The following is a 25,858-nucleotide window of genomic DNA, read 5'->3' as shown; positions in this document are numbered from 1 at the left end:
CTTATGCGGTTGCCGTGTGGGCACTGGCGCGCTGACGACGGACCAGTTCGCCGGCCAAGGCCAGGTAGGCGATGGCACCACGGGATTGCTTGTCATACACCAGCGCCGGCATGCCGAAGCTGGGAGCCTCGGCCAGACGCACGTTACGCGGAATTACCACGTCGTAGAGCTGGTCAGGGAAGTGTTGCTTAAGCTGGGCCGATACGTCGTTGGTCAGGCTGATGCGCGGGTCGTACATGGTGCGCAGCAGGCCTTCGATCTTCAGCTTGGGATTCAACAGTTCGGCGATGCGCTGGATGCTGTTGACCAGGTCGCTCAGGCCTTCGAGGGCGTAGTACTCGCACTGCATGGGGATGATCACCCCATCGGCGGCCACCAGGGCGTTGATGGTCAGCATCGACAGCGCCGGCGGGCAGTCGATCAGGATGTAATCGTAATTCTCGCGGATCGGTGCCAACGCATAACGCAGGCGACTCTCCTTCATTTTCATTTCCAGCAGCGAGACTTCCGCGGCGGTGAGGTCGCGGTTGGCCGGCAGCAGCTGGTAGCCACCGTGCTCGGAGAACTGCATGGCCTCGACCAGGTTGCATTCGCCGATCAGCACGTCGTAGATCGAATGCTCCAGGGCATGCTTATCCACACCGCTGCCCATGGTGGCGTTGCCCTGGGGGTCCAGATCGATCAGCAGCACGCGGCGCTTGGTCGCAACCAGCGAAGCCGCCAGATTGATGCAGGTGGTGGTCTTGCCCACCCCGCCTTTCTGGTTGGCGATTGCGAATACCTTAGCCATGTTGCGTTCCCCCTAGACCGAGCGACGCAGTATCAGCAGATGACGCTGACCTTGGCAACCGGGAACCTTGAGCACGTGGGTGGCGCTGAGGCGGAAGTCCGCCGGCAGGGCCTGTAGTTCGTCATCCGGGTGCACGCCTTTCATCGCCAGCCACTGGCTGTGCTCACTGCCGAGATGGCGGGTCCAGTTGCTGAAATCTTCCAGCGAACTGAAGGCCCGGGAGCAAATACCATCGAATGGCTGCTCGGGCTTAAATTCTTCGACCCGGCTGTGGATAACTTGCAGATTGGCCAGTTTCAACTCCAGCTTCACCTGGGTCAGGAAGCGGGTCTTCTTGCCGTTGGAGTCGAGCAGGGTGAACTGCCGCTCGGGAAACAGGATGGCCAGGGGAATACCCGGCATGCCGCCACCGCTGCCGACGTCCAGCCAGTTATCCCCAGCCTCTGCGACAAAGGGCACCACGGACAGGCTGTCGAGCAGATGACGCGAGACCATTTCGTCCGGGTCGCGCACCGCGGTGAGGTTGTAGGCCTTGTTCCACTTGATCAGCAGGGCCAGGTAGGCGAGCAGTTGTTCGTGCTGTTGCGCGCTGAGTTCGACGCCCAGCTCGCGGGCACCCTGGCTCAGTTCTTCGGCGTGACGGGGGCTAACGGACATCAGGCACTGTGCTCCAACTGCTGACCGGCAGTGCGCTTTTTCAGGTGGATCAGCAGCAGGGAAATCGCCGCCGGGGTCACTCCGGGAATCCGCGAAGCCTGGCCCAGGGTCTCGGGGCGAGCGTTGCCGAGCTTGTGCTGGATTTCCTTGGACAGCCCGGAAATCCCGTTGTAATCGATATCGGCCGGCAGCTGGGTGTCTTCACTGGCGCGCAGACGGGCGATCTCGTCCTGCTGACGGTCGATATAGCCGGCGTACTTGGTCTTGATCTCGACCTGCTCGGCCACCTGCGGGTCCTGTGCGCCGCCGCCAGTGATGGCCACCAGGCCGGCGTAATCGATTTCCGGGCGCGACAGCAGGTTGAGCAGATTGTATTCGTGGGTCAGCGGCGTGCCGAAGCGTTCGGCAATCGCATCGCCCAGGGGTGTTGCCGGGCGGACCCAGGTGCTCTTCAGACGCTGTTCTTCCAGGGCGATGGCTTCGCGTTTGGCTTCGAAAGCCGCCCAGCGCACATCATCGACCAGCCCCAGCTCGCGGCCTTTGGCGGTCAGGCGCAGATCGGCGTTGTCCTCGCGGAGGATCAGCCGGTATTCGGCCCGCGAAGTGAACATGCGATAGGGCTCCTGGGTACCCAGGGTGATCAGGTCGTCGACCAGCACGCCGATGTAGGCCTCATCGCGGCGCGGGCACCAGCTGTCCTTGCCCTGGGCACGCAGCGCGGCGTTGCAACCGGCGAGCAGACCCTGCGCACCGGCTTCTTCGTAACCGGTGGTGCCGTTGATCTGCCCGGCGAAGAACAGCCCGCCGATCACTTTGGTTTCCAGGCTGTATTTCAGGTCGCGCGGATCGAAATAGTCGTATTCGATGGCGTAGCCGGGCCGCACGATATGGGCGTTTTCCATGCCGCGGATGCTGCGCACCAGCTGCAGCTGCACATCGAAGGGCAGCGAGGTGGAGATGCCGTTGGGGTACAGCTCATGGGTGGTCAGGCCTTCCGGCTCGATAAATACCTGATGGCTGTCCTTGTCGGCGAAGCGATGGATCTTGTCTTCGATCGACGGGCAGTAGCGCGGACCCACGCCCTCGATCACCCCGGAATACATCGGCGAACGATCCAGATTGGCCGCGATGATCTCGTGGGTGCGGACGTTGGTATGGGTGATCCAGCAGCTGATCTGCCGCGGCTGCTGTTCGGCGCGACCGAGGAAGGACATCAGCGGCGTCGGCGTATCGCCAGGCTGCTCGGTCATCAGCGAGAAATCCACCGAGCGGCCATCGATGCGCGGTGGCGTACCGGTTTTCAGCCGACCGACGCGCAGCGGCAATTCGCGCAGACGTTGGGCCAGGGCAATAGAGGGCGGATCACCGGCGCGACCGCCCGAGTAGTTCTGCATGCCGATGTGGATAAGTCCACCGAGGAAGGTACCGGTGGTCAACACCACGGAATCCGCGAGGAAGCGCAGACCCATCTGGGTGACTACGCCTTTGACCTGGTCGTTTTCGACGATCAGATCATCGGCGGCCTGTTGAAATATCCACAGGTTGGTCTGGTTTTCCAGGGTTTCGCGAATCGCGGCTTTGTACAGCACCCGGTCGGCCTGGGCGCGAGTGGCTCGTACGGCAGGGCCCTTGCGGCTGTTCAACACACGGAACTGGATGCCGCCACGGTCGGTGGCTTCAGCCATTGCCCCACCAAGGGCGTCGATTTCCTTGACCAGATGGCTCTTGCCGATGCCGCCAATGGCCGGGTTGCAACTCATCTGCCCGAGGGTTTCCACGTTGTGGGTCAGCAGCAGGGTCTTTACCCCCATGCGTGCCGCCGCCAGTGCGGCTTCGGTACCGGCATGACCGCCGCCGATGACGATCACCTGAAAACGGGAAGGGAAATCCACCACGCACCTCGTGCCTGTTGAGAATTTTGGGGGGCTTTTGGGTTGAAAAGCTGGAAAGGCGGCAAGTATAGGGATTTAGCCGGTGTGAAAGAAGCCTTTTGCACAAAAAATAGCCAGCTGCTCGGGGGGCTCGAACAGGTCGATCGGTTAATAAAGAATAAAAGAATGAATTTTTATAAAGCCTTGTTTATATGTTTATTACTTAGCAACGGCTTTTCTGTGGATAGATTGCTACAGGCCAATGGCATCAGGGCATACAGCGATTGAAAAGTCTGTGCTGATCCTGCCATCTGCCTGTTCAGTTGCCGTACGCAAGCTGTGGATGGAATGCATGGTTATCCACAGGGGCGGTTATCCTCCGTTTTATCACCGGGTTATAGCCAGGGCTTAGGCCGGGTTTTCCACAGGGCTTAGGTGGATAAATAAGTGCGTGGACACCCATATTTCGCCCAGGCGAAGGCCTGCCTGGAGGGCATAAATGAGGTTTTGAGAGAGACGCTACGTTGGATGGGTTAGGCGCAGGCGGGCAATAGTGAAGACGACAGGAAGTTCGATGTGCCGTAATCCATCAAGAATATGGTGCAGATGATGGGTTGCGCAGCGCGTGGGATTGGCGGTGATTACAGCTTCAATGCTCTCGCCGCTAACCCATCCTACCTGTCTAGACGATGTTATTTACCGATACAGAAGCTGGAAAAGATCCGCCCCAGCAGGTCATCGGAGCTGAACGCACCGGTGATTTCGCCCAGGGCCTGCTGGGCCATGCGCAGGTCTTCTGCCAGCAGTTCACCGGCCCCGGCCAGGGTCAGCTGAGCATGCCCGTGTTCCAGATGTGTGGCGGCCTGGCGTAGCGCCTCCAGGTGGCGCCTGCGGGCGCTGAAGCTGCTCTCGGCGGTTTGCTCGTAGCCCATGCAGGCCTTGAGGTGTTCGCGCAGCAGGTCCAGCCCCTCGGTCGACCTGGCCGACAGGCTGATGGTGATATGACCGTCATTGCAGGCTTCCAGGGCTATGGCCTCGCCCGACAGATCTGCCTTGTTGCGAATCAGGGTGACCTTGGCCGGGTCCGGGCGCTGGTCGAGAAACTCGGGCCACAGGGCAAAGGGATCGTCCGCTTCGGGGGCCGTGGCATCCACCACCAGGAGGATGCGGTCGGCCTCGCCAATGGCCTTGAGCGCACGCTCGACGCCGATGCGTTCAACCTGATCCTCGGTAGCGCGCAGGCCGGCAGTATCCACTACATGCAGGGGCATACCGTCGATATGGATATGTTCGCGCAGCACGTCGCGGGTGGTGCCGGCGATCTCGGTGACGATGGCCGCCTCGCGACCGGCCAGGGCATTGAGCAGGCTGGACTTGCCGGCATTCGGCCGGCCGGCGATCACCACCGTCATACCGTCGCGCAGCAAGGCACCCTGGCCGGCCTCGCGCAGCACACCATCGAGGTCGGCACGCACGCCATCAAGCAGACCGAGTACATGGCCATCGGCGAGAAAGTCGATTTCCTCTTCGGGGAAATCGATGGCCGCCTCGACATAGATACGCAGGCTGATCAGGCGCTCGGTGAGGCCATGCACGCGCCTCGAGAACTCGCCCTGCAGCGAGCGCAAGGCATTGCGTGCGGCCTGCTCGGAGCTGGCCTCGATCAGGTCAGCAATCGCTTCGGCCTGGGCCAGGTCGAGCTTGTCGTTGAGAAAGGCCCGTTCGCTGAACTCCCCCGGGCGCGCCAGGCGCGCGCCGAGCTGGACACAGCGGCGCAGCAGCAGGTCGAGCACCACCGGGCCGCCATGGCCCTGCAACTCCAGCACATCCTCGCCGGTAAAGGAGTTGGGCCCAGGGAAATACAGGGCCAGGCCTTCATCCAGCACCTGCTGGGCATCGGCGAAGAACGGCCCGTAATGGGCATAGCGCGGTTGCAGCTGACGTTGGCAGATGGCCTGGGCCAGTTGCCCCGCCAGAGGACCGGAGACACGGACGATGCCGACCCCACCACGGCCTTGAGCGGTGGCAACGGCGGCTATGGTTTCGCGGGCTAGTTGCATGGGGTTCTCCAAACGGGGCATAGCAAAACGCCCCTGAAGAGGGGCGTTTTGTTCAAGCTTAGAAGCAACCTGACTTTAGGCTTCGGCAGCCTTCGTCGCTGCTTCGATCTTGCGGGTAATGTACCACTGCTGTGCGATCGACAGCATGTTGTTGACCACCCAGTACAGCACCAGGCCGGCGGGGAACCAGAGGAAGAAGAAGGTGAAGATGATCGGCATCAGCTTCAGTACCTTGGCCTGCATCGGGTCCGGCGGCGTCGGGTTCAGCTGCTGCTGGATAAACATGGTCGCGCCCATGATGATCGGCAGGATAAAGAACGGATCCTTGATCGCCAGGTCGGTTATCCACAGCAGCCAGGGGGCCTGGCGCATTTCCACGCTTTCCAGCAATACCCAGTAGAGCGCAAGGAAGACCGGCATCTGCACCAGGATCGGCAGACAACCGCCCAGCGGGTTGATCTTCTCTTTCTTGTACAGCTCCATCATCGCCTGGGACATCTTCTGCCGGTCGTCGCCATGCTGCTCTTTCAACTGAGCCAGCTTGGGTGCAACGGCCCGCATGCGCGCCATGGACTTGTAGCTGGCGGCCGACAGTGGGAAGAAGATCAGCTTGATGATCAGGGTGAGGAAGATGATCGACCAGCCCCAGTTACCCAGCAGGTTGTGGATAACTTCCAGCAACCAGAAGATCGGCTGAGCCAGGAACCAGAGAATGCCGTAGTCGACGGTCAGCTCGAGGCCGGGCGACAGGGTCTTCAGATGACCTTGTAGTTTCGGGCCGGCATATAGAACGGCACTGGTTTCGCCCTGAGCGCCGGCAGCAACCTGAATGGCCGGGCCGGTAAAGCCGACAATGTAGTTGCCTTGGCTGTCTTTGCGGGTCTGGATTTGGTTGGTGCTGTCTTTGCTTGGAATCCAGGCAGTGACGAAGTAATGCTGTAGCCAGGCAACCCAGCCTCCTTGAACGGTTTCTTTGAAGGCTTGTTTGTCGATGTCTTTCATCGACACTTTCTTGTACGGCTCTTCGGTGGTCCACAGCGCACCACCGAGGTAGGTCGCAGTGCCGGTGGCAGTGGTGGAGGACGGATCATCGCTGCCATCACGCTTGAGCTGGGCGAACATGTTGCCGCTCCAGGCCTTACCACTCTGGTTGTCGATCAGGTAGCTGACAGTCAACTGATAGGCGGCAGGGTCGACGCAACCCGGTTTTTTCTGCTGCTGCTCTTTTTCCGAGCACTGCGGATTCAGGCCGCGGATGAAGGTGAAGCGCTTGATGTAGTTGACACCGTCTTCGCTGAGCTTGAGATCGACCTGCAATTGGTCCTGGCCTTCGGCCATTTCATAGCTCTGCTTGTCGCTGCTCCACAGGGCACGGCCGCTGGACTTGTCCGGGGCATTGCTGCCAATCAGGCCGCTCTGGGCCAGATAGACCCGCTCGCCACCGTTGTCGAACAGCTGGAAAGGCACGTCGGGACGGTCCTGACGGCGTGGGTACTGCGGCAAGCGCAGTTGCACCACATCACCACCGCGGGGGTCGATGGCCAGTTCCAGCACATCGGTTTTTACCCTAATCAGTTGATCACTGACGGCCTTCGGGGCAACGCTGATGGACCCTGGCTCGACTGCAGTCGCTGCACTCGGAATATCGTCACTGCTGACAGCAGTGGAAGCAGTGCCGGTAGTATCCGGCAAGCCCGGAACACTGCTGCTGACCGCGGCGGTTTCAGTCGGCAGGGCAGCTTGACCGTAGTCCTGGTTCCACTGGAGAACCATCATATAGGACACGATTGCCAGGGCGACGATCAGGATCGAGCGTTGAATATCCATGATTATTCGGCCATCGAAGAGGAACGGGAGGTTTTCGCGGGGGGAACCGGGTCGTAGCCACCGGGATTCCACGGGTGACAGCGGCCAAGCCGACGCAGGGTCAGCCAGCCACCACGCGTGATGCCATGGTGTTCAATGGCTTCAAGCGCGTAGCAGGAACAGCTTGGGTAAAAACGACAGTGACTGGCCATCAAGGGGCTGATGGCGTAGCGGTAGAACTGGATTGGAAGCAAGGCCAGTTTACGCATGGGTACTGTCGGTTACCCCGGTTTGAGCAGGTGCTTGCGGGCTGGGTTTGCTGCGTTCCAGGCGTTTCCAGAGTTTGCCGAACTGGCGGGCCAGTTCAACATTCTCCAGATCGCCGAGACCCTTGCGCGCCACCACGACAATGTCCCAGCCAACCAGGTTGTCCTGGTTGAGGCGGAACGATTCACGTATCTGGCGTTTCAGGCGATTGCGCTCAACCGAGAGCTTGACGCTCTTTTTCCCGATCACCAGACCCAGACGGGGATGATCGAGATCGTTGTTGCGCGCAAGCAGCAGGACATTTTTGCCCGGAGCTTTGCCGCTAGGGGAGTCGAAGACTGCCTTGAATTGCCGGGGGGTTAGCAGGCGCTTTTCCCGACTGAAGTCTCGACTCACCACAATACCGAAATTTAGACGGCGAGACGCTTACGGCCCTTGGCGCGGCGACGCGACAGGACAGCACGGCCGTTCTTGGTGGCCATACGAGCACGGAAACCGTGGGTGCGAGCGCGTTTGATAGTGCTGGGTTGGAAAGTACGTTTCATGGTGCGGTACCTGGGTGGTCGACTACGGGCCGGAATGGCCCCCGTTTTAAGAGACCGGCAATTCTAGAGAAAGCGGAGGGTCAGGTCAATTTCCAACCAGGCTTTTCCTGCATAAAGAAATATAAAGAAGAGATTATTTAAAGATCTTTTGTAGTGTTAGTAGCTATTAGCACCTTGCTGATCTGTGCATAAGTGCCTGCAGGCCACAGACTTAGCTGCTCTCAGCTCAGGGTAAGTCTGTCGAAAAGCCGTGTGGCGGCTGTGCGGCGCATGGGCACAAGCTGAGGATGGAATGCGCTTTTACCCACAGGCGAGTTTTCCACCGGGTTTAGCCCTGGTTTATCCCATGAGCTTGGGTGGGGTTATCCACAGAGCTTGGGGCAGTTGTCGAGCAGTAGGTATAAGCCAATAACACCTTGATTTTCCTTGCCTGCCACCCGGTTTACGTGTGGATAACTCAGGCCTCGCCGGCTACAATGACGGCTGTTTTTTGCCTCGCCGCCTTTCGATTTAGGGGATATCCGTGTCTGTGGAACTTTGGCAGCAGTGCGTCGAGCTTCTGCGCGATGAGCTGCCTGCTCAGCAATTCAACACCTGGATCCGTCCACTGCAGGTCGAAGCCGAAGGCGACGAGCTACGCGTCTATGCGCCGAACCGTTTTGTACTCGACTGGGTCAATGAAAAGTACCTGACCCGCCTGCTCGAGCTGTTGTCCGAGCGCACCAATGGTCTGATGCCGGCTCTTTCCTTATTAATAGGCAGCAAGCGCAGTTCCGCTCCTCGCGCTGCTGCCAGTGTTGCACCACCTGCACCCGCCCCGGTAGCCACCCCTGCCGTGCAAACGACGCAGGCGCAGGCCAGTGCCCAGAGCGAGCCCTCGCGTTCGAGTTTCGACCCTATGGCCGGTGCCGCCAGCCAGCAGGCTCCGGCGCGTACCGAGCGCACGGTACAGGTCGAAGGCGGTTTGAAGCACACCAGTTACCTCAACCGTACCTTTACCTTCGACAACTTTGTCGAGGGCAAGTCCAACCAGCTGGCCCGCGCAGCGGCCTGGCAGGTGGCGGACAATCCCAAGCACGGTTACAACCCACTGTTCCTATACGGCGGCGTCGGCCTGGGTAAAACCCACTTGATGCATGCGGTGGGTAATCACCTGCTGGCGAAGAATCCGAATGCCAAGGTGGTCTACCTGCATTCCGAGCGCTTTGTCGCCGACATGGTCAAGGCCCTGCAGCTGAATGCGATCAACGAATTCAAACGCTTCTACCGCTCGGTGGATGCACTGCTGATCGACGACATTCAATTCTTTGCCAAGAAAGAGCGTTCCCAGGAAGAGTTCTTCCACACCTTCAACGCCCTGCTCGAAGGCGGCCAGCAGGTGATTCTTACCAGCGACCGTTACCCGAAAGAGATCGAAGGGCTGGAAGAGCGCCTGAAGTCGCGTTTCGGCTGGGGGCTGACGGTGGCGGTCGAGCCGCCGGAACTGGAAACCCGGGTGGCGATCCTGATGAAGAAGGCCGACCAGGCCAAAGTCGACCTGCCCCATGATGCCGCCTTCTTTATTGCTCAGCGCATTCGTTCCAACGTGCGTGAGCTGGAAGGTGCCCTGAAGCGGGTGATTGCCCACTCGCACTTTATGGGGCGTGACATTACCATCGAGTTGATCCGTGAGTCGCTCAAGGACCTGCTGGCCCTGCAGGACAAGCTGGTCAGCATCGACAATATCCAGCGTACGGTGGCCGAGTACTACAAGATCAAGATTTCCGATCTGCTCTCCAAGCGTCGCTCCCGTTCGGTGGCGCGCCCGCGGCAGGTGGCCATGGCTTTGTCGAAAGAGCTGACCAACCACAGCCTGCCGGAAATTGGTGACGCCTTCGGCGGCCGTGATCACACAACGGTATTGCATGCATGCCGTAAGATTGCTGAACTTAAGGAATCCGACGCGGACATCCGCGAGGACTATAAGAATTTGCTGCGTACGCTGACAACCTAATACGCAACTCCACTAGGCAAGGGACTAGACCATGCATTTCACAATTCAACGCGAAGCCTTGTTGAAACCTCTGCAACTGGTCGCTGGCGTCGTGGAACGTCGCCAGACCCTGCCAGTGCTCTCCAATGTGCTGCTGGTGGTCGAAGGCCAGCAGCTGTCGCTGACCGGTACCGATCTGGAAGTCGAACTGGTCGGCCGCGTCACCCTGGAAGAACCTGCCGAGCCAGGCGAGATCACCGTACCGGCGCGCAAGCTGATGGACATCTGCAAGAGTCTGCCGGCGGACGCCTTGATCGATATCCGTATCGACGAGCAGAAGCTGCTGGTCAAGGCCGGGCGTAGCCGCTTCAGCCTGTCCACCCTGCCCGCCAATGATTTTCCGACCGTTGAAGAAGGTCCGGGTTCGCTGACTTTCAGCCTGGTGCAGAGCAAACTGCGCCGTCTGATCGAGCGCACCAGCTTCGCCATGGCCCAGCAGGACGTGCGCTATTACCTCAACGGCATGTTGCTGGAAGTGCAGACCGGTATCCTCCGCGCCGTTGCCACCGACGGTCACCGTCTGGCCATGTGCTCCATGGACGCCGCCATCGAGCAGGTTGAACGCCACCAGGTCATCGTGCCGCGCAAGGGTATTCTCGAACTGGCGCGCTTGCTCACGGAGCAGGACGGCAGCGTCAGCATCGTTCTCGGCCAGCACCATATTCGCGCCACCACCGGCGAGTTCACCTTCACCTCGAAACTGGTCGACGGCAAATTCCCAGATTACGAGCGTGTGTTGCCACGCGGTGGCGACAAGCTGGTGGTTGCCGATCGTCAGGGCTTGCGTGAAGCGTTCAGCCGTACCGCGATTCTGTCCAACGAGAAGTACCGCGGTATTCGCCTGCAACTGGAATCCGGTCTGCTGAAAATTCAGGCCAATAACCCGGAGCAGGAAGAAGCCGAAGAAGAGATCGCTGTTGACTACAACGGCAGTGCGCTGGAAATCGGCTTCAACGTCAGCTACCTGCTCGACGTACTGAGCGTGATGACCACCGAGCAGGTGCGTCTGATTCTCTCCGATGCCAACAGCAGTGCACTGGTGCAGGAAGCCGACAACGATGATTCTTCCTATGTGGTTATGCCGATGCGCCTGTAACCGACAGACCGTTGTATAACTACTACGCTCGGCCATGCCGCGTTGTGGTCAGTTTTTGGAAGCCGCTTGCGGCAACGCGCTTAGCGCGACCCGAAGGGCGAGTGAAGCGAGTCATGCTCATGTACTACCCGTACACTCCGCTTCCTCAACTGATCCCGCCTTGCCTGACCTTCGCTCGCTACGTTCTACAACGGTCTGTTAGTTAAATGTCCCTGACTCGCTTTACCGTCACCGCGGTGCGTAATCTGCACCCGGTGACCCTCTCCCCCTCCCCGCGTATCAATATCCTTTCCGGCGACAACGGCAGCGGCAAAACCAGTTTGCTTGAAGCCATTCATCTGCTGGGTCTGGCCCGCTCCTTTCGCAGTACCCGTCTGCTGCCGGTTATCCAATACGAGCAACCGGCCTGCACCATCTTTGGCCAGGTGCAACTGGCCGATGGTCGGCAGAGCAATCTGGGTGTTTCCCGCGATCGTCAGGGGGAGTTCCAGATCCGTATCGACGGGCAGAATGCGCGCAGCGCCGCACAGCTTGCCGAAACCCTGCCGCTGCAGTTAATCAATCCGGACAGTTTCCGTCTGCTTGAAGGCGCGCCGAAGATCCGCAGGCAGTTTCTCGATTGGGGTGTGTTCCACGTGGAACCACGCTTTCTCTCGGCCTGGCAGCGCCTGCAGAAGGCCCTGCGTCAGCGGAACTCATGGCTGCGGCATGGTACACTTGACGCCGCTTCGCAGGCGGCCTGGGACCGAGAGTTATGCCTGGCCAGCGACGAAATCGACGGTTATCGACGGGCTTATATCCAGGCCCTGAAACCGGTTTTCGAGCGCACCCTGGGTGAGCTGGTGGAGCTGCATGGCTTGACCCTCAGTTACTACCGCGGCTGGGATAAGGAACGCGAGCTGAATACCGTGCTCGCCTCTACCCTGTCCCGCGACCAGCAATTGGGCCATACCCAGGCTGGCCCCCAGCGGGCCGATCTGAGGTTGCGTCTGGGAGCGCATAACGCCGCCGAGATTCTTTCCCGGGGGCAACAGAAATTAGTTGTGTGTGCCTTGCGCATTGCGCAGGGCCACTTAGTGAATCAGGCCAAGCGCGGCCAATGCATTTATCTGGTGGATGACTTGCCGTCAGAACTGGATGAGCAGCACCGCCGCGCGCTGTGCCGATTGTTGGAAGACTTGCACTGCCAGGTATTTATTACCTGTGTAGACCATGAATTGTTGAGGGAAGGCTGGCGCACGGATACGCCAGTTGCCATGTTCCACGTGGAACATGGTGGCATCACCCAGACCCACGACCACCGGGAGTGAAGGCATGAGCGAAAACCAAACGTACGACTCCAATAACATTAAGGTCCTCAAGGGCCTGGATGCCGTACGCAAGCGGCCTGGTATGTACATCGGCGATACCGACGATGGCAGCGGTCTGCACCACATGGTGTTCGAGGTGGTCGACAACTCGATTGACGAAGCCCTGGCCGGGCACTGCAGCGAAATCACCATCACCATTCACCCTGATGAGTCGATCAGTGTGCGTGACAACGGCCGTGGCATTCCGGTGGATATCCACAAGGAAGAAGGCGTCTCCGCCGCTGAAGTGATCATGACCGTGCTGCACGCCGGCGGTAAGTTCGACGACAACAGCTACAAGGTCTCCGGCGGCCTGCACGGTGTGGGTGTGTCAGTGGTTAACGCCCTGTCCAAGGAGCTGATTCTGACCATCCGCCGTAGCGGCAAGGTCTGGGAACAGACCTACGTGCATGGCGTACCTCAGGCCCCGATCGCGGCGGTTGGCGATAGCGATGTCACCGGCACGCAGATCCACTTCAAACCGTCCGAAGATACCTTCGCCAATATCCATTTCAGCTGGGACATCCTGGCCAAGCGTCTGCGTGAGTTGTCGTTCCTCAACTCTGGCGTCGGCATTTATCTCAAGGATGAACGCACTGGCAAGGAAGAGCTGTTCAAGTACGAAGGCGGTCTGCGTGCCTTCGTTGAATACCTCAACCACAACAAGACTGCGGTCAACCAGGTGTTCCACTTCACCGTCCAGCGCGATGATGGCGTGGGCGTGGAAGTCGCCCTGCAGTGGAACGACAGCTTCAACGAGAACCTGTTGTGCTTCACCAACAACATCCCGCAACGCGACGGCGGTACTCACCTGGCCGGATTCCGCTCGGCGCTGACGCGCAACCTGAACGCCTATATCGAACAGGAAGGTCTGGCCAAGAAGCACAAGATCGCCACCACCGGTGACGATGCCCGCGAAGGCCTGACCGCAATCATTTCGGTCAAAGTGCCGGACCCGAAGTTCAGTTCGCAGACCAAAGACAAGCTGGTTTCCAGCGAAGTGAAAACTGCAGTCGAGCAGGAAATGGGCAAGTACTTCTCCGACTTCCTGCTGGAGAACCCCAACGAAGCCAAAGCCGTGGTCGGCAAGATGATCGATGCTGCCCGTGCCCGTGAAGCGGCGCGCAAGGCTCGGGAAATGACCCGCCGTAAAGGCGCACTGGATATCGCCGGGCTGCCGGGCAAACTGGCCGACTGCCAGGAAAAAGACCCTGCCCTTTCCGAACTCTACATAGTGGAAGGGGACTCCGCGGGCGGCTCTGCTAAGCAGGGCCGTAACCGCAAGACCCAGGCCATCCTGCCGCTCAAGGGCAAGATCCTCAACGTCGAGAAAGCCCGTTTCGACAAGATGATTTCTTCCCAAGAAGTCGGCACCCTGATCACCGCCTTGGGCTGTGGTATTGGCCGCGATGAATACAACATCGACAAGCTGCGCTACCACAACATCATCATCATGACCGACGCCGACGTCGACGGTTCGCACATCCGCACCCTGCTGCTGACCTTCTTCTTCCGTCAGCTGCCGGAGCTGGTCGAACGCGGCTACATCTATATCGCCCAGCCGCCGCTGTACAAGGTCAAGAAGGGCAAGCAGGAGCAGTACATCAAGGACGACGAGGCCATGGATGAATACATGACCCAGTCGGCCCTGGAAGACGCCAGCCTGCACGTCAATGAGAGCGCCCCTGGCCTCTCGGGTGGCGCGCTGGAGCGCCTGGTTAACGATTACCGCCTGGTGATGAAGACCCTCAACCGCTTGTCCCGTGTGTACCCGCTGGAGCTTACCGAGCACTTCGTCTACATCCCGCGCGTGGAAGCCGAGCAGTTGGCCGATAAAGAGGCCATGGAGCAATGGCTGGGCCTGCTCGATGGCCGCCTCAAGGGCATGGAGAAATCCGGTCTGGTGTACAAAACCAGCCTGCACGAAGACCAGGAGCGTCACCTCTGGTTGCCGCAGGTGGAACTGGTATCCCATGGGGTTTCCAGCTACATCATCTTCAACCGCGACTTCTTCGCCAGTAACGACTACAAGACCGTTACCACCCTGGGCGATCAGCTCAACAGCCTGCTGGAAGAAGGGGCCTATGTGCAGCGTGGCGAGCGCAAGAAGGCTGTAACCACCTTCAAGGATGCCCTGGCCTGGCTGATGGCGGAAAGCACCAAGCGCCACAGCATTCAGCGCTATAAGGGTCTCGGCGAAATGAACCCGGATCAGCTCTGGGAAACCACCATGGACCCGGAAGTACGCCGCATGCTCAAGGTGCGTATCGAAGACGCGATCGCTGCCGATCAGATCTTCAACACCCTGATGGGCGATGCCGTAGAGCCGCGTAGGGACTTTATCGAGACCAACGCCCTGGCGGTGTCCAACCTGGACTTCTAACGTTAGCGTTAAACGGCCATGCTTCTCTGACCAAACCCCGATTGATCGAAAGATCTGTCGGGGTTTTTTCTTTTGGCCATGTTTTTCTTGGCGACTCTGTTGTGCTTGGTCCGGCGGATAATTTGCACACAAGCCCCAAGCCGCGGCCAAGATCCTGCCAAAAATGACCGATGTTCCACATGGAACATCGCTAAGCATTGAGCCGTTTCAATTGAAAAAGAACAGCGGGAGCGGTGTACGGGAAGCAAAAAGCCGGTCCTTTTCGAGGACCGGCTTTTCTCTGGGGCTGGAAACTTATGCACTTAATGGCTGCAGTCGATACTTCAAAAAAACACCTTATTAATCATTAGATTGGTTGATCAGCTAGGTCGATACGGGGATTTGATACACAGCTTATCCACAATTTTCCTAGACGGTTACATTGCACTCGCCAGGCACATCACGGCCATCTATACCCTGGTCGATAGAGCCAGCTCCGCGCCGCCCTATCGGAGGGGATGTTTCCAGGCTCAAGCCACCGGCACCCACCAGTACCTGACGAAGTGGAAGAAGATCGGCGCGGCGAAACACACCGAGTCCAGGCGGTCGAGCATGCCGCCGTGGCCTTCGATCATATGGCCCCAGTCCTTTACCCCGCGGTCGCGTTTGATCGCCGACATCACCAGGCCGCCGGCGAAGCCCAGCAGGTTGACGGTCAGGGCCATCAGGGCGGCCTGCCAGAAATTGAACGGGGTGATCCAGCACAGTAGCGCGCCTATCAGGCAGGACAGGCTGACGCCGCCGATAAAACCTTCGACGGTTTTCGATGGCGACAGGCGCGGTGCAATCTTGTGTTTGCCGAACAGTTTGCCGCAGACGTACTGCAGCACATCGGACAGTTGCACCACGATGATCAGCCAGGCGATCAGCAGCAGGTTGCGTCCTTCATAGCCAGGAATGTCCAGGGTCAGCAGCGCCGGCACCGAGGAGATGCAGTACACCGCAATCATCAGGCCCCACTGCACCTTTGACGCGCGTTCGAGAAAGCGCGTGGTGTCGCCGCCCAAGGACGCCAGGATCGGCAGCAGCAGGAACAGGTAGACCGGGATAAAGATGGCGAACAGGCCGTACCAGTCGAGGGCGATCAGCAGGTACTGCATGGGCAGGGCGAAGTAGAAGGCCGCCACCAGTGCCGGGTAGTCGCTGCGCCGGGTCGGCGTCAGGGTCATAAACTCGCGCAGGGCGTAGAACGAGACGAAGTAGAACAGCAGAATCACGCCCAGGTTGCCGAACAGGAAGGCGATGCCGATCACCAGCACCATGACCCACCAGGCGTTGATCCGCGCATTGAGGTTGTCGATCACCGGGTTGGGGCTGTCGCCACTGCGCCACTTGAGGAAATAGCCGATGGCCGAGGCGAGCAGTAACAGCGCGCCGATACCGGCGAACAGCTGCAGGGTGTTGTTTTCCATCTCAGGCCTCCTCGGGGGCTAGGGCCAGCAGGGCGTTACGGGCGCGTTCGAGGAACGCCTGCTTGTTTTCATCTTGCAGATGCTCCAGCGGCGTGCCGAAACTCAGGGTGCACAACAGCGGCAAGGGCAGCGCCCTGCCCTTGGGCATGACCCGGTTGAGGTTGGCGATCCACACCGGCACCAGTTCGACTTCTGGACGCAAACGGGTCAGGTGGTACAGGCCGCTCTTGAACGGCAGCAGACCGTCCTCCAGATTGCGCGTGCCCTCGGGAAAGAGGATCAATGAATCACCCTGGTCCAGGGCATCGAGCATCGGCTGTAATGGGTTGTGCTCAGGCGTGGCACGCTCGCGGTCGATCAGCACGCCGTTGAAGACCTTGTTGATCAGGTAGCGCCGCAGGCCGTCGCGCTGCCAGTAATCGGCACCGGCCACCGGCCGGGTACGGCGGCGTAGTTCATCGGGCAGCGAGGCCCAGAGCAGGACGAAATCGCCGTGGCTACTGTGGTTGGCGTAGTACAGCCGTTGCACGGGTTGTGGCGTGCAACCGAGCCACAGCGCGCGGGCACCAGTTAGCAGGCGCGCAGCCGAGGTGATGACGAAGGCGGTGAGGGACGCGAGCATGGACGACTCCTTATCCAGTGAATGCAAGCCAGGGCAGGCTCAGCACGATCAAGATGGCCAGCAGCAGTTGTGCCACTAGCCAGAGCACTTGTTGGCGCAACAGGCGCAACGCACCGAGGCTGCGTTCCTCCCAGCTGCGTACAGGTTGATTAGCCGCTTGCAGCTTGAGCTGGCCAAGGGTCCGGTCGAGATCGGCGGTGTGGGTGGCCAGGTGCTCAACCCGGTCGGCGAGTTGCTGGAACAGTTCGGCATCCAGGGCCACGCGCAGCGCCCAGTATTTTTGCCCAAGACCCAGTACCAGCAGCAGCGCGCAGAACAGTGCGGTCAGCGGCTGTGCTGTGATGCCGAGCAGCGGTGCCAGGCCGATCAGCAGGGCAACCAGGCCGAGGGCGTTGGACAGCTGATCCAGCGCCCTACCCCGACGCAGCAGACTGGCCACAGTGAACAGCTGCATCTCAGTAGCCATGGGCGGCTCCCACTGGCATGGAGTTATTGCTGAGTTCCAGCATGCCCTGCAGCGCCTGTTGATGAGTGTCGCTCAAGACCACCTGAGGCCGCGCCCGGCGCAGATGCGCCAGGGCTTCGGGCACATCCTTGCAGCGCCCGCTGTACAGCAGCCAGGCGGCTACCGTCGTGGCGCTGCGTGAATAGCCCAGAGCGCAGTAGACCAGCAGGTTGCCGTGGCTGCGCAGCGCCTCGATAGCCTGCGCGGCCTCCAGGCAGTCAGCCGGGCTGGGCGCGCAGAGGTCGAGCAGCGGCAGCGCGCGATAGGCCTTGGCTTGAGCTCTGGCTGGCAGCTCGGCGCATAGATCGAGCTGAGCCTGGAACTGCTCGGCTTGCCCGGGCGCGGGAATACGCCCCAGCCAAATGCCTGGTTCGACTTCATCGGCGTGTGGCTGGCCGCGGGTCCAGAGTCGCGAGTTGATCCAGGCGGCAGCCAGATAGGGCGCGAGCAACCAGCTCGCGGCGCTGCTCAGTCGACCATCGGCCGCCTTCTGAAAGCCCGCAGCGCCGAACAGCAGGTAGTTAAACGCGACCAGCAGCAGGGAGAATGCCGGCCAGAGCAGCCATAACCAGGCCCCACTGAGGTTGACTGCCAGGGCGCTGAGCAGCGCCGCACCCAGGCTATAGCGCAACGCCAGGCGCAGCCGTTGCGGCTCGCCTGTCAGTTGCCAGGCCAGCAGCGGGCTGCTGCCGTGCAGCGGCCATAGCCAGACGCACAGCCAACCGGCCAGTATCCCGGTGGGCACATCGATAAAGTGATGCTGCCAGGTGGTCAGTACCGACAGGCCGATCAGGGCCATCCAGCCATGCAGCAGGCCGCGCCGCCATAGGCCATGGGTATGCCGGGCGAACATCGCCCAGATCACCACCAGCAGGGCGATGTGCAGCGAAGGTGCCTGGTTGAAGGGCTTGTCGAAGCCCATCAGCACATCGAACATGCCGCCGAACAGGCCATCCAGTTCGGGCCGCTCGAAGGTGAAACGCAGCGGCCAGAGCAGAAAGCAGGCAATGCACAGCACCTGCACGCTAAGCAGGCGCAGGCCGTGGCGATCCATTTCCTGCCGCGTGGCCGGCAGCAGAAAAGACAACCCATAAAGCAGGTCAATTGACCAGTACGGCACGATAGTCCACGGCCATAGTGGTATCTGGTTTTCCCAGGCAAACACCAAGGTGCCGACGTCGTCGCGCTGGCCGCTCAGCCAGTTGGCGAAACCGTAGCTGGCGAAGAACAGCGGTGCCAATAGCAAAAGCCAGAGCACGCCGCGCTTCCATAAGCCGGCTTCGCGGCTAAGGCTAACCTCCGCCATCAGGACACCCGCTGCGCCAGGGAGACGCTGAAGATGCCCCACTCGTCGATACGCTGGGTGATCTTGCGAAAACCTGCCGCCTCGACCAGTTGATCCATCTCCGCCTGGCTACGCCGACGCATCACCCAGGCTTCGCCGCCGCGGTGGCTGGTCAGGGCGCGGGCGATCAGCTCCAGCTGCGGGTGCCAGGGTTGCCCGGTGTACACCAGATAACCGCCCTCTTCCACCGCTGCCGCCAGCCCGGAAAGTGAGTCGCCGACCATCTGGTTGCTGCCGAACAGCTCATAGAGGCCGGAGACCACCGCCAGAGTCGGTTTGGACTCAAGCGCCGCGAGATCGGCGCGGTCGAAGGCATCGCCTTTGACGAAGCGGGCGATATCGCTCAGGCCCTTCTGTTCGATCAGTGCGCCGCCGTCGCGCACGTTGATATCACTGTAATCACGCAACAGGATTGAATCCGGCTTCTGTTCCATCCCCTCCAGGGCTTCGAGGATGTAGCGGCCATGGCCGGCAGCGATATCGACGATGCGCACGCCACGGCTCTGCTCGCGCAGCTTACCCATAGCCAGGCGCAGTAACTCTTCGGCGTGCAGCTTGCGCTGGCGAATACCGCGCCAGCCGATGGAGTTGAGGTAGTTCTGATCGATCAGCCGGCCGATAGGCGATTTGCCGCTGGGCTGGTTGCGGTAGACGTAATCCAGGGTACTGCCGGAATCGAAGCCGGTGTCGAACCCCAGTTTCACCCCGTCGGCCAGACTGCTGCCGAGCCGCAGGCCGGCACGGGTGGCGCGCCAGTAAAGGTCGCCGAGGGAGTTGTGCGGCAGCGGTGCGGCCAGGCTTTCCGATTCGGCGCAGGTTACGCCGAGGCGGTCTGCATCGAGCAAGGAGGGACGTGCTACCGGCTCTTCGAAACAGCGCAGCAGAAAGCGCTGGGCGCGTTTCAGGGCATGGCTGCGGTCGAGCTCGCCGAGGGTGTCGTGGAAGAAGCCGGGAAGGATGTGCATCTCCTTGCGCAGGCTGCCCAGGCGTTCAAAAAACTGCTGCTGAGGTTTGCGGTGCACCACGAAGTCGGCACCGGAGATCAGCAACTGAGTGGGAATCTGGATCGCCTGGGCGTCGGCGACCACGCGCTCGGCGGCGTCATACAGGCCCAGCAGCATATTTACCGAGATCGGCCGGGCGATCAGCGGGTCGTTATTGAAGGAGGCTATCCGCTCCGGGTCATGGCTGAGGTACTTGGCCTTCACATAGCTGTTGACGAAAAAATTGCCGCGAATCGCCCGCATCAACTTGAGGCCGGGCCGGGCAAAGGGCACGTAGAGCTTGACCTTGAACGCCGGTGAGGCGAGCACCAGGGCACGGATCTTCGGTGCATAGTCATGGGCCCAGGTGGCGACCACCAGCGCGCCGACGCTCTGCGCCAGTACGGCAATATCCTCCACCGCCATGCCGTGGTGGCTGACGATATGGTCGATAAAGGTCTGCACATCGCGCACGCTGGTGGCGAAGCTCGGGCTGTCGCCGCGCTCGCCTGGCGACAGGCCATGGCCGCGGGCGTCCCAGGCGAAGAAGTCGAAATCCGCCATCTCCAGCTCATCGACCAGATGGGCCATGCGCCCGCCGTGTTCGTGGCCGCGGTGGAACATCACCACCGCTCGCTTTGGCGCGGCGCTATCAGCATTGCTGGCCGGCCAATGGCGGTAGAACAGCTCTACGCCATCGTGGGTGGTAAAGCTGAGTTCTTCGGCTTCGCGCATCGAGACATCCTTATTTCGAGTCAGTTGGCTGCGCCGCTTCGGCCAGGCCTTGGCGTACGCGGTTGTAGAGGGTGTAGAGCAACAGGGCGAGAATCACCGCGAGCAGGCCATTTAGCCAGGCTGCAGGCAGCAACCCGCTGGCCACGCCGGCCCCCAGCACGCCGAAACAGAAGGCGCGGTCGCTCTTGCCCATGGGGCCGTCGTAACGGCGCGAGGCACCAACCATGGGCCCGAGTACGCCGGCGTATTCGCTGATCAGGGCCAACAGCACGACGAGCACGACCAGCAGCGGCGAGACCCCGGGGAGCAAGGCAAAGGGCAGAAACAGCGCGCTATCGGCAATCAGGTCGCTGAGTTCATTGAGGTAGGCACCGAGCCGCGACTGTTGGCCGAACTCGCGGGCGAGCATGCCGTCGACGGCATTCAGCGCCATGCGCAGAATCATCCACAGCGGGATCAGGGCGAACAGCCAGGTGTGCTGAGGCAAGGCCATTAAGATAATGCCGAGCAGCACGGAAACCACGGCGGCGAACAGGGTGACCTGATTGGCCGTGACGCCTCTGTCGTAGAGGCGCTTGACCCCCGGGCGCAGGAGGTTCTGAAAGGCCGGCTTGAGCTGGTAAATGGAGAGCATGACGAAGAATTCCTTTTCTCTGCTTGGGCACGTCGATCCAGCTTAGCTGCTTTACCGGGCGCACAGCTTGCCAAGACTGTGCGCAAGCGCCCGGATTTGCCGGTTGGGCGTTACGGGAAAACTTATCTCCGTCGCCTGGTATTCCCTTCCAGGCGGCAACGTTGTTCAGATCCGTTGTTTGTGCTGCCTGATAGCAATTTGACGCTATTTGCGCCGCAGCTTACCCACAATTGCTCAGGCCGGGGCCCGGGTTTCCAGCGGCTGGCTCTGCGCATCCAGCGAGCCGATCTCCCGTTGCGCCTGGCTGACCCATTCGAAGGCACGGTCATTGAGTTCTGCGATGGCGCGCGGACCCGTGCCTTCGGCGTACATCGGTGGGCCGATAATCACCTGAACAGTGCCCGGGGTCTTGCGCCAGCCCTGCTTGGGCCAGAACTCGCCGGCGTTGTGGGCGATCGGCAGCACCGGCAGGTTGGCATTCACCGCAAGAGAGGCACCGCCGCGGCTGAACTTGCCGATCTGGCCTGGCGGGATACGCGTGCCTTCCGGGAACACCAGCACCCAGGCACCCTGCCCCAGGCGTTCGTGGCCCAGTTTGGCCAGCTGCTTGAGCGCCGCCTTGGGGTTGCTGCGGTCGATGGCGATGGGCTTGAGCATGGCCATGGCCCAGCCGAAGAATGGCACATACAGCAGCTCGCGCTTGACCACCTGGCTCAGCGGTTCGAAGAAGCCACAGAGGAAGAAGGTTTCCCAGGTGCTCTGGTGCTTGGCCAGAATCACGCAGGGCTGTTCGGGGATATTCTCCAGGCCCTTGATCTCGTAACGGATGCCGACCACTACCTTGGCCAGCCAGGTGGCGCAGCGGCACCAGTTCTGCACGACAAAACGGTAGCGCGCGCGAAACGGCAGAAAGGGCGCGACGAAGACGCTGAGGGTGCACCAGAGGAAGGCGCTGGAAGACAACAACAGATAGAAGAGAAAGGTTCTAAGGGTCTGCACTGTCGACATGGGAGCTTTTACCGTCGCAGGCCAGGCCTGCGCTTATAAGTGAAGAAGCCGAGCGGCAACCGCCGCCAGATCATCGAATACCAGGGTACCCGCTGGCAATGTTTTGCCCAGGGTCCGTTCGCCTTTGCCGGTCTTTACCAGAACCGGCTGACAGTCGACGGCCTGGGCGGCGGCCAGGTCACTGCTGCTGTCGCCGACAAACCAGATACCCGGCAGGTCCACGTCATAGTACGCAGCAATCTGCTCGAGCATCCCGGGTTTCGGTTTGCGGCAGGCGCAGCCTTCGTCCGGGCCGTGGGGGCAATGCACGATCAGCCCCAGTTCGCCGCCCTGCGCCGCCACCAGTTCGCGCAGGCGCGCGTGCATGGCCTCCAGGGTGGCCAGGTCGTAATAGCCACGGCCAATCCCCGATTGGTTGGTGGCCACGGCCACCGTCCAGCCGGCCTGCGACAGGCGCGCGATAGCCTCGATGGCCCCAGGCAAGGGGATCCATTCGTCGACGGTTTTGATATAGGCGTCGGAGTCGTGATTGATCACGCCGTCGCGGTCGAGAATCAGCAGTTTCATAGCGGCAAGCTCAAAATCCGTAGGATGGGTTAGCCGCAAAGCGGCGTAACCCATGCTGTTGTGATGGGTATCGCCGCGCTCAACCTGCGCGGCCCGACCCATCCTACGATCGACTTAGCCGAGTACCGAAATGTCGGCAACACCGAGGAACAGACCGCGCAGCTTGGCCAGCAGCGCATAGCGGTTGGCCCGCACGCTGGGGTCTTCGGCGTTGACCAGAACGGTCTCGAAGAAGGCGTCCACCGGCTCGCGCAGGTTGGCCAGCTGGGCCAGGGCCAGGTTGTACTGGCGCGCCTGGGCCAGCGGCTGTACCGCTTGTTCGGCCTGCTGGATGGCGGCGTTGAGGGCGAACTCGCTGGGGCTGTCGAAGTAATGCGCCTCGACGCTGGCCGCGACCTGGCCTTCGGCCTTGCCCAGCAGATTCGACACGCGCTTGTTCGCCGCCGCCAGGGCTGCGGCCTGGGGCAACGCCCGGAACACCTGCACGGCCTGCACACGCTGATCGAAGTCCAGCGGCGAGGTCGGCCCGACCGCACGCACGGCCTGATACACGGCGACGTCGACGCCTTCGTCCTCGTAACGGGCGCGCAGGCGGTCGAAGATAAAGTCCTGCACCTGGGGGGCCAGGCCGTCGGTCTTGATCTTGTCGCCGAACTGCTGGATGGCGAAGGCGATGGTCTCGGCCAGGTCCAGATCCAGCTGTTTCTCGATCAGAATACGCAGCACGCCGAGGGCCGCACGACGCAGGGCGTAGGGGTCCTTGCTGCCGGTGGGCAGCATGCCGATGCCGAAGATGCCGACCAGGGTATCCAGTTTGTCGGCCAGAGCCACGGCGGCACCGGTGAGGGTGCTTGGCAGCTCAGCACCGGCACCGCGCGGCATGTACTGCTCGTTCAGCGCCAGGGCCACGTCTTCCGGTTCGCCGTCATGCTTGGCGTAGTAGTAACCGGCGATGCCCTGCATTTCCGGGAACTCGCCGACCATCTCGCTGGCCAGGTCGCACTTGCAGAGGATGCCGGCACGCGCGGCGCGGATGGCGTCGCCACCGATACGCTGGGCGATAAAGGCGGCCAGAATCGAGACGCGCCGGGCCTTGTCGTAGACCGAACCGAGCTGGGCCTGGAACACTACATTGGCCAGGCGCTCGTTAAAGGTCTCGAGCTTGTGCTTCTTGTCCTGCTTGAAGAAGAACTCGGCGTCGGTCAGGCGCGGACGCACCACCTTCTCGTTGCCGGAAATGATCTGCGCCGGGTCTTTGCTCTCGACGTTGGCCACGGTGATAAAGCGCGGCAGCAGCTTGCCGTGGGCGTCCAGCAGGCAGAAGTACTTCTGGTTGTCCTGCATGGTGGTGATCAGTGCTTCCTGCGGCACTTCGAGGAAGCGCTCCTCGAAGGAGCAGACCAGCGGCACGGGCCATTCGACCAGGGCGCTGACTTCATCGAGCAGCGCGGGCGGCACGATGGCGCTGCCCTGCTCTGCTGCAGCCAGTTCATTGACCCGGGCGATGATCTGCGCGCGACGCTCGGCGAAGTCGGCAATCACATAGGCGCTGCGCAGGTCTTCGGCGTAGTTGGCCGGCGCGCTGATGCGCACTTCATGGTTGGCGTGGAAGCGGTGGCCACGGGACACCCGGCCGGCTTGCTGGGCGAGGATTTCGCAGTCGATCACCTCGTCGCCGAACAGCATCACCAGCCACTGGCTCGGGCGGACGAATTCGGTCTTGCGCGCGCCCCAGCGCATGCGCTTGGGAATCGGCAGCTCGTTCAGCGAGGTTTCGACTATGGCGGGCAACAGGCCGGCCGCAGCCTGGCCGGGAATGCTCTGGCTGAATTTCAGCTTGGGGCCGCTACGGTCGATATCGGCCAGGTCGACGCCGCATTTCTTGGCGAAGCCCAGCGCTGCCTGAGTCGGGTTGCCATCCTTGTCGAACGCCGCCTGCACGGGCGGGCCGTCGAGGTTCTGGGTGCGATCGGCTTGTTGCTCTTCAAGCTGCTCGATCAGCACGGCCAGGCGGCGCGGCGCGGCGTAATAGCGCACTGGGCCATAGCTCAGGCCGGCGGCTTTCAGACCTTTTTCGATACCGCTTAGAAAGGCTTCGCCGAGGGTTTTCAGGGCTTTCGGTGGCAGCTCTTCGGTGCCCAGTTCTACCAGGAAATCACGGGTACTCATTCTGCTGCCTCCAGCTTGGCCAATACTTCATCACGCAGGTCGGGGGCGGCGAGCGGGAAGCCGAGTTTGCGCCGCGCTTGCAGGTAGCTCTGCGCCACCGAACGGGCCAGGGCGCGCACACGCAGGATGTACTGCTGACGCGCGGTCACCGAGATGGCCCGGCGCGCATCCAGCAGGTTGAAGGTGTGCGAGGCCTTGAGCACCATCTCGTAGGTTGGCAGCGGCAGCTCCAGCTCGATCAGGCGGTTGGCTTCGCTTTCATAGAAGTCGAACAGCTCGAAGAGTTTTTCGACGTTGGCGTGTTCGAAGTTGTAGGTCGACTGTTCCACCTCGTTCTGGTGGAACACATCGCCGTAGGTGACCTTGCCGAACTGGCCGTCGGTCCACACCAGGTCGTACACCGAGTCGACGCCCTGCAGGTACATGGCCAGGCGTTCCAGGCCGTAGGTGATCTCGCCGGTCACCGGGTAGCACTCGATGCCGCCGACCTGCTGGAAGTAGGTGAACTGGGTGACTTCCATGCCGTTCAGCCAGATTTCCCAGCCCAGACCCCAGGCACCAAGCGTCGGCGATTCCCAGTTGTCTTCGACGAAGCGGATATCGTGCACCAGCGGGTCGATGCCGATGGCCTTCAGCGAGCCCAGGTACAGCTCCTGAAAGTTTTCCGGGTTCGGCTTGAGCACCACCTGGAACTGGTAGTAGTGCTGCAGACGGTTGGGGTTTTCGCCGTAGCGGCCGTCGGCCGGACGACGGGAAGGCTGCACATAGGCGGCGTTCCAGGTCTCTGGACCAATGGCACGGAGAAAGGTGGCGGTGTGGAAGGTGCCCGCGCCCACTTCCATATCGTAGGGCTGCAACACCACACAACCCTGCTCGGCCCAGTATTGCTGCAGGGCGAGGATCAAGTCTTGGAAGGTGCGCACGGCAGGCGTAGTCTGGCTCACGAAAAATTCACCTGTTGGCTGCGACAGAAAGGCCGGGAG

At 61.0% G+C, this 25,858-nt stretch carries 22 protein-coding genes; 4 read left to right on the top strand and 18 right to left on the bottom strand.

Features of this window, described 5'->3' with window-relative positions:
• Position 1 precedes the first annotated feature (1 nt).
• The 8 genes from WMW70_RS18875 to rpmH form a co-directional block, all read right to left on the bottom strand.
• Positions 2-790 (bottom strand): ParA family protein, encoded by a 789-nt coding sequence (locus tag WMW70_RS18875; RefSeq protein ID WP_341438997.1) that lies wholly within the window; start codon positions 788-790, stop codon positions 2-4.
• Positions 791-802: 12 nt separating this feature from the next.
• Positions 803-1,447, bottom strand: coding sequence for a 16S rRNA (guanine(527)-N(7))-methyltransferase RsmG (gene rsmG / locus WMW70_RS18870; protein WP_445942166.1), 645 nt, complete (start codon positions 1,445-1,447; stop codon positions 803-805).
• A complete protein-coding gene (mnmG, locus tag WMW70_RS18865) occupies positions 1,447-3,339 on the bottom strand; it encodes a tRNA uridine-5-carboxymethylaminomethyl(34) synthesis enzyme MnmG (protein WP_341438996.1) in 1,893 nt (630 codons plus the stop codon). Before mnmG ends, rsmG begins: the two co-directional genes overlap by 1 nt.
• Before the next feature lie 671 nt (positions 3,340-4,010).
• Complete coding sequence (gene mnmE, locus WMW70_RS18860; protein ID WP_341438995.1) at positions 4,011-5,378, bottom strand: tRNA uridine-5-carboxymethylaminomethyl(34) synthesis GTPase MnmE; 1,368 nt, start codon at positions 5,376-5,378, stop codon at positions 4,011-4,013.
• Positions 5,379-5,453: 75 nt separating this feature from the next.
• Positions 5,454-7,205, bottom strand: a complete 1,752-nt coding sequence (gene yidC, locus WMW70_RS18855) for a membrane protein insertase YidC (protein WP_341438994.1) — start codon at positions 7,203-7,205, stop codon at positions 5,454-5,456.
• Positions 7,206-7,207: 2 nt separating this feature from the next.
• Complete coding sequence (gene yidD / locus WMW70_RS18850) at positions 7,208-7,453, bottom strand: membrane protein insertion efficiency factor YidD (RefSeq protein WP_341438993.1); 246 nt, start codon at positions 7,451-7,453, stop codon at positions 7,208-7,210.
• Positions 7,446-7,850 (bottom strand): ribonuclease P protein component, encoded by a 405-nt coding sequence (gene rnpA, locus WMW70_RS18845; protein WP_414705447.1) that lies wholly within the window; start codon positions 7,848-7,850, stop codon positions 7,446-7,448. Before rnpA ends, yidD begins: the two co-directional genes overlap by 8 nt.
• Before the next feature lie 11 nt (positions 7,851-7,861).
• Entirely contained in the window at positions 7,862-7,996 is a 135-nt protein-coding gene (gene rpmH, locus WMW70_RS18840; RefSeq protein WP_002551315.1) for a 50S ribosomal protein L34, read from the bottom strand.
• A gap of 523 nt (positions 7,997-8,519) precedes the next feature.
• Between rpmH and dnaA the strand changes: the two genes are divergently transcribed.
• The 4 genes from dnaA (at position 8,520) to gyrB (ending at position 14,856) form a co-directional block, all read left to right on the top strand.
• Positions 8,520-9,989 (top strand): chromosomal replication initiator protein DnaA, encoded by a 1,470-nt coding sequence (gene dnaA / locus WMW70_RS18835; RefSeq protein WP_341438992.1) that lies wholly within the window; start codon positions 8,520-8,522, stop codon positions 9,987-9,989.
• A gap of 31 nt (positions 9,990-10,020) precedes the next feature.
• Positions 10,021-11,124, top strand: coding sequence for a DNA polymerase III subunit beta (dnaN, locus tag WMW70_RS18830; RefSeq protein ID WP_341438991.1), 1,104 nt, complete (start codon positions 10,021-10,023; stop codon positions 11,122-11,124).
• A gap of 206 nt (positions 11,125-11,330) precedes the next feature.
• On the top strand, positions 11,331-12,434 hold the full coding sequence (gene recF / locus WMW70_RS18825) for a DNA replication/repair protein RecF (protein WP_341438990.1): 1,104 nt from the start codon (positions 11,331-11,333) through the stop codon (positions 12,432-12,434).
• A gap of 4 nt (positions 12,435-12,438) precedes the next feature.
• A complete protein-coding gene (gene gyrB, locus WMW70_RS18820) occupies positions 12,439-14,856 on the top strand; it encodes a DNA topoisomerase (ATP-hydrolyzing) subunit B (RefSeq protein WP_341438989.1) in 2,418 nt (805 codons plus the stop codon).
• 509 nt (positions 14,857-15,365) lie between these two features.
• Here the strand turns inward: gyrB and WMW70_RS18815 are convergent.
• The 10 genes from WMW70_RS18815 to glyQ form a co-directional block, all read right to left on the bottom strand.
• Positions 15,366-16,307, bottom strand: coding sequence for a phosphatidate cytidylyltransferase (locus WMW70_RS18815; RefSeq protein ID WP_341438988.1), 942 nt, complete (start codon positions 16,305-16,307; stop codon positions 15,366-15,368).
• A gap of 1 nt (position 16,308) precedes the next feature.
• Positions 16,309-16,929, bottom strand: a complete 621-nt coding sequence (locus WMW70_RS18810; protein WP_341438987.1) for a lysophospholipid acyltransferase family protein — start codon at positions 16,927-16,929, stop codon at positions 16,309-16,311.
• A 10-nt stretch (positions 16,930-16,939) separates the two neighbouring features.
• Positions 16,940-17,395 carry a hypothetical protein gene (locus tag WMW70_RS18805; protein WP_341438986.1) on the bottom strand — a complete coding sequence of 152 codons (456 nt, stop codon included), beginning with the start codon at positions 17,393-17,395 and terminating at the stop codon, positions 16,940-16,942.
• Entirely contained in the window at positions 17,385-18,740 is a 1,356-nt protein-coding gene (locus WMW70_RS18800; RefSeq protein ID WP_341438985.1) for a phosphatase PAP2/dual specificity phosphatase family protein, read from the bottom strand. Before WMW70_RS18800 ends, WMW70_RS18805 begins: the two co-directional genes overlap by 11 nt.
• Complete coding sequence (locus tag WMW70_RS18795) at positions 18,740-20,497, bottom strand: bifunctional alpha/beta hydrolase/class I SAM-dependent methyltransferase (protein ID WP_341438984.1); 1,758 nt, start codon at positions 20,495-20,497, stop codon at positions 18,740-18,742. Before WMW70_RS18795 ends, WMW70_RS18800 begins: the two co-directional genes overlap by 1 nt.
• 10 nt (positions 20,498-20,507) lie before the next feature.
• A complete protein-coding gene (locus tag WMW70_RS18790; RefSeq protein WP_341438983.1) occupies positions 20,508-21,131 on the bottom strand; it encodes a CDP-alcohol phosphatidyltransferase family protein in 624 nt (207 codons plus the stop codon).
• A 234-nt stretch (positions 21,132-21,365) separates the two neighbouring features.
• A complete protein-coding gene (locus WMW70_RS18785) occupies positions 21,366-22,139 on the bottom strand; it encodes a lysophospholipid acyltransferase family protein (protein WP_341438982.1) in 774 nt (257 codons plus the stop codon).
• A gap of 33 nt (positions 22,140-22,172) precedes the next feature.
• Positions 22,173-22,706 (bottom strand): D-glycero-beta-D-manno-heptose 1,7-bisphosphate 7-phosphatase, encoded by a 534-nt coding sequence (gmhB, locus tag WMW70_RS18780; protein WP_341438981.1) that lies wholly within the window; start codon positions 22,704-22,706, stop codon positions 22,173-22,175.
• A gap of 114 nt (positions 22,707-22,820) precedes the next feature.
• Entirely contained in the window at positions 22,821-24,875 is a 2,055-nt protein-coding gene (gene glyS, locus WMW70_RS18775; RefSeq protein WP_341438980.1) for a glycine--tRNA ligase subunit beta, read from the bottom strand.
• On the bottom strand, positions 24,872-25,819 hold the full coding sequence (gene glyQ / locus WMW70_RS18770; protein ID WP_170050290.1) for a glycine--tRNA ligase subunit alpha: 948 nt from the start codon (positions 25,817-25,819) through the stop codon (positions 24,872-24,874). The genes glyS and glyQ overlap by 4 nt, the downstream gene beginning before the upstream one ends.
• Positions 25,820-25,858: the final 39 nt, after the last annotated feature.

Origin of the sequence: Pseudomonas sp. XK-1 (genome assembly GCF_038069885.1) — a bacterium.
GTDB lineage: Bacteria > Pseudomonadota > Gammaproteobacteria > Pseudomonadales > Pseudomonadaceae > Aquipseudomonas.
Note: the sequence above shows the minus strand (reverse complement) of the source record. Positions and strands in the feature narration are given on the sequence as shown.

Coding starts and splice junctions, on each gene's coding strand:
- WMW70_RS18875 (WP_341438997.1), bottom strand. CDS start 790: ATGGCTAAGGTATTCGCAATCGCCAACCAGAAAGGCGGGGTGGGCAAG.
- rsmG (WP_445942166.1), bottom strand. CDS start 1,447: ATGTCCGTTAGCCCCCGTCACGCCGAAGAACTGAGCCAGGGTGCCCGC.
- mnmE (WP_341438995.1), bottom strand. CDS start 5,378: ATGCAACTAGCCCGCGAAACCATAGCCGCCGTTGCCACCGCTCAAGGC.
- yidC (WP_341438994.1), bottom strand. CDS start 7,205: ATGGATATTCAACGCTCGATCCTGATCGTCGCCCTGGCAATCGTGTCC.
- yidD (WP_341438993.1), bottom strand. CDS start 7,453: ATGCGTAAACTGGCCTTGCTTCCAATCCAGTTCTACCGCTACGCCATC.
- rpmH (WP_002551315.1), bottom strand. CDS start 7,996: ATGAAACGTACTTTCCAACCCAGCACTATCAAACGCGCTCGCACCCAC.
- dnaN (WP_341438991.1), top strand. CDS start 10,021: ATGCATTTCACAATTCAACGCGAAGCCTTGTTGAAACCTCTGCAACTG.
- recF (WP_341438990.1), top strand. CDS start 11,331: ATGTCCCTGACTCGCTTTACCGTCACCGCGGTGCGTAATCTGCACCCG.
- gyrB (WP_341438989.1), top strand. CDS start 12,439: ATGAGCGAAAACCAAACGTACGACTCCAATAACATTAAGGTCCTCAAG.
- WMW70_RS18815 (WP_341438988.1), bottom strand. CDS start 16,307: ATGGAAAACAACACCCTGCAGCTGTTCGCCGGTATCGGCGCGCTGTTA.
- WMW70_RS18810 (WP_341438987.1), bottom strand. CDS start 16,929: ATGCTCGCGTCCCTCACCGCCTTCGTCATCACCTCGGCTGCGCGCCTG.
- WMW70_RS18805 (WP_341438986.1), bottom strand. CDS start 17,395: ATGGCTACTGAGATGCAGCTGTTCACTGTGGCCAGTCTGCTGCGTCGG.
- WMW70_RS18800 (WP_341438985.1), bottom strand. CDS start 18,740: ATGGCGGAGGTTAGCCTTAGCCGCGAAGCCGGCTTATGGAAGCGCGGC.
- WMW70_RS18795 (WP_341438984.1), bottom strand. CDS start 20,497: ATGCGCGAAGCCGAAGAACTCAGCTTTACCACCCACGATGGCGTAGAG.
- WMW70_RS18790 (WP_341438983.1), bottom strand. CDS start 21,131: ATGCTCTCCATTTACCAGCTCAAGCCGGCCTTTCAGAACCTCCTGCGC.
- WMW70_RS18785 (WP_341438982.1), bottom strand. CDS start 22,139: ATGTCGACAGTGCAGACCCTTAGAACCTTTCTCTTCTATCTGTTGTTG.
- gmhB (WP_341438981.1), bottom strand. CDS start 22,706: ATGAAACTGCTGATTCTCGACCGCGACGGCGTGATCAATCACGACTCC.
- glyS (WP_341438980.1), bottom strand. CDS start 24,875: ATGAGTACCCGTGATTTCCTGGTAGAACTGGGCACCGAAGAGCTGCCA.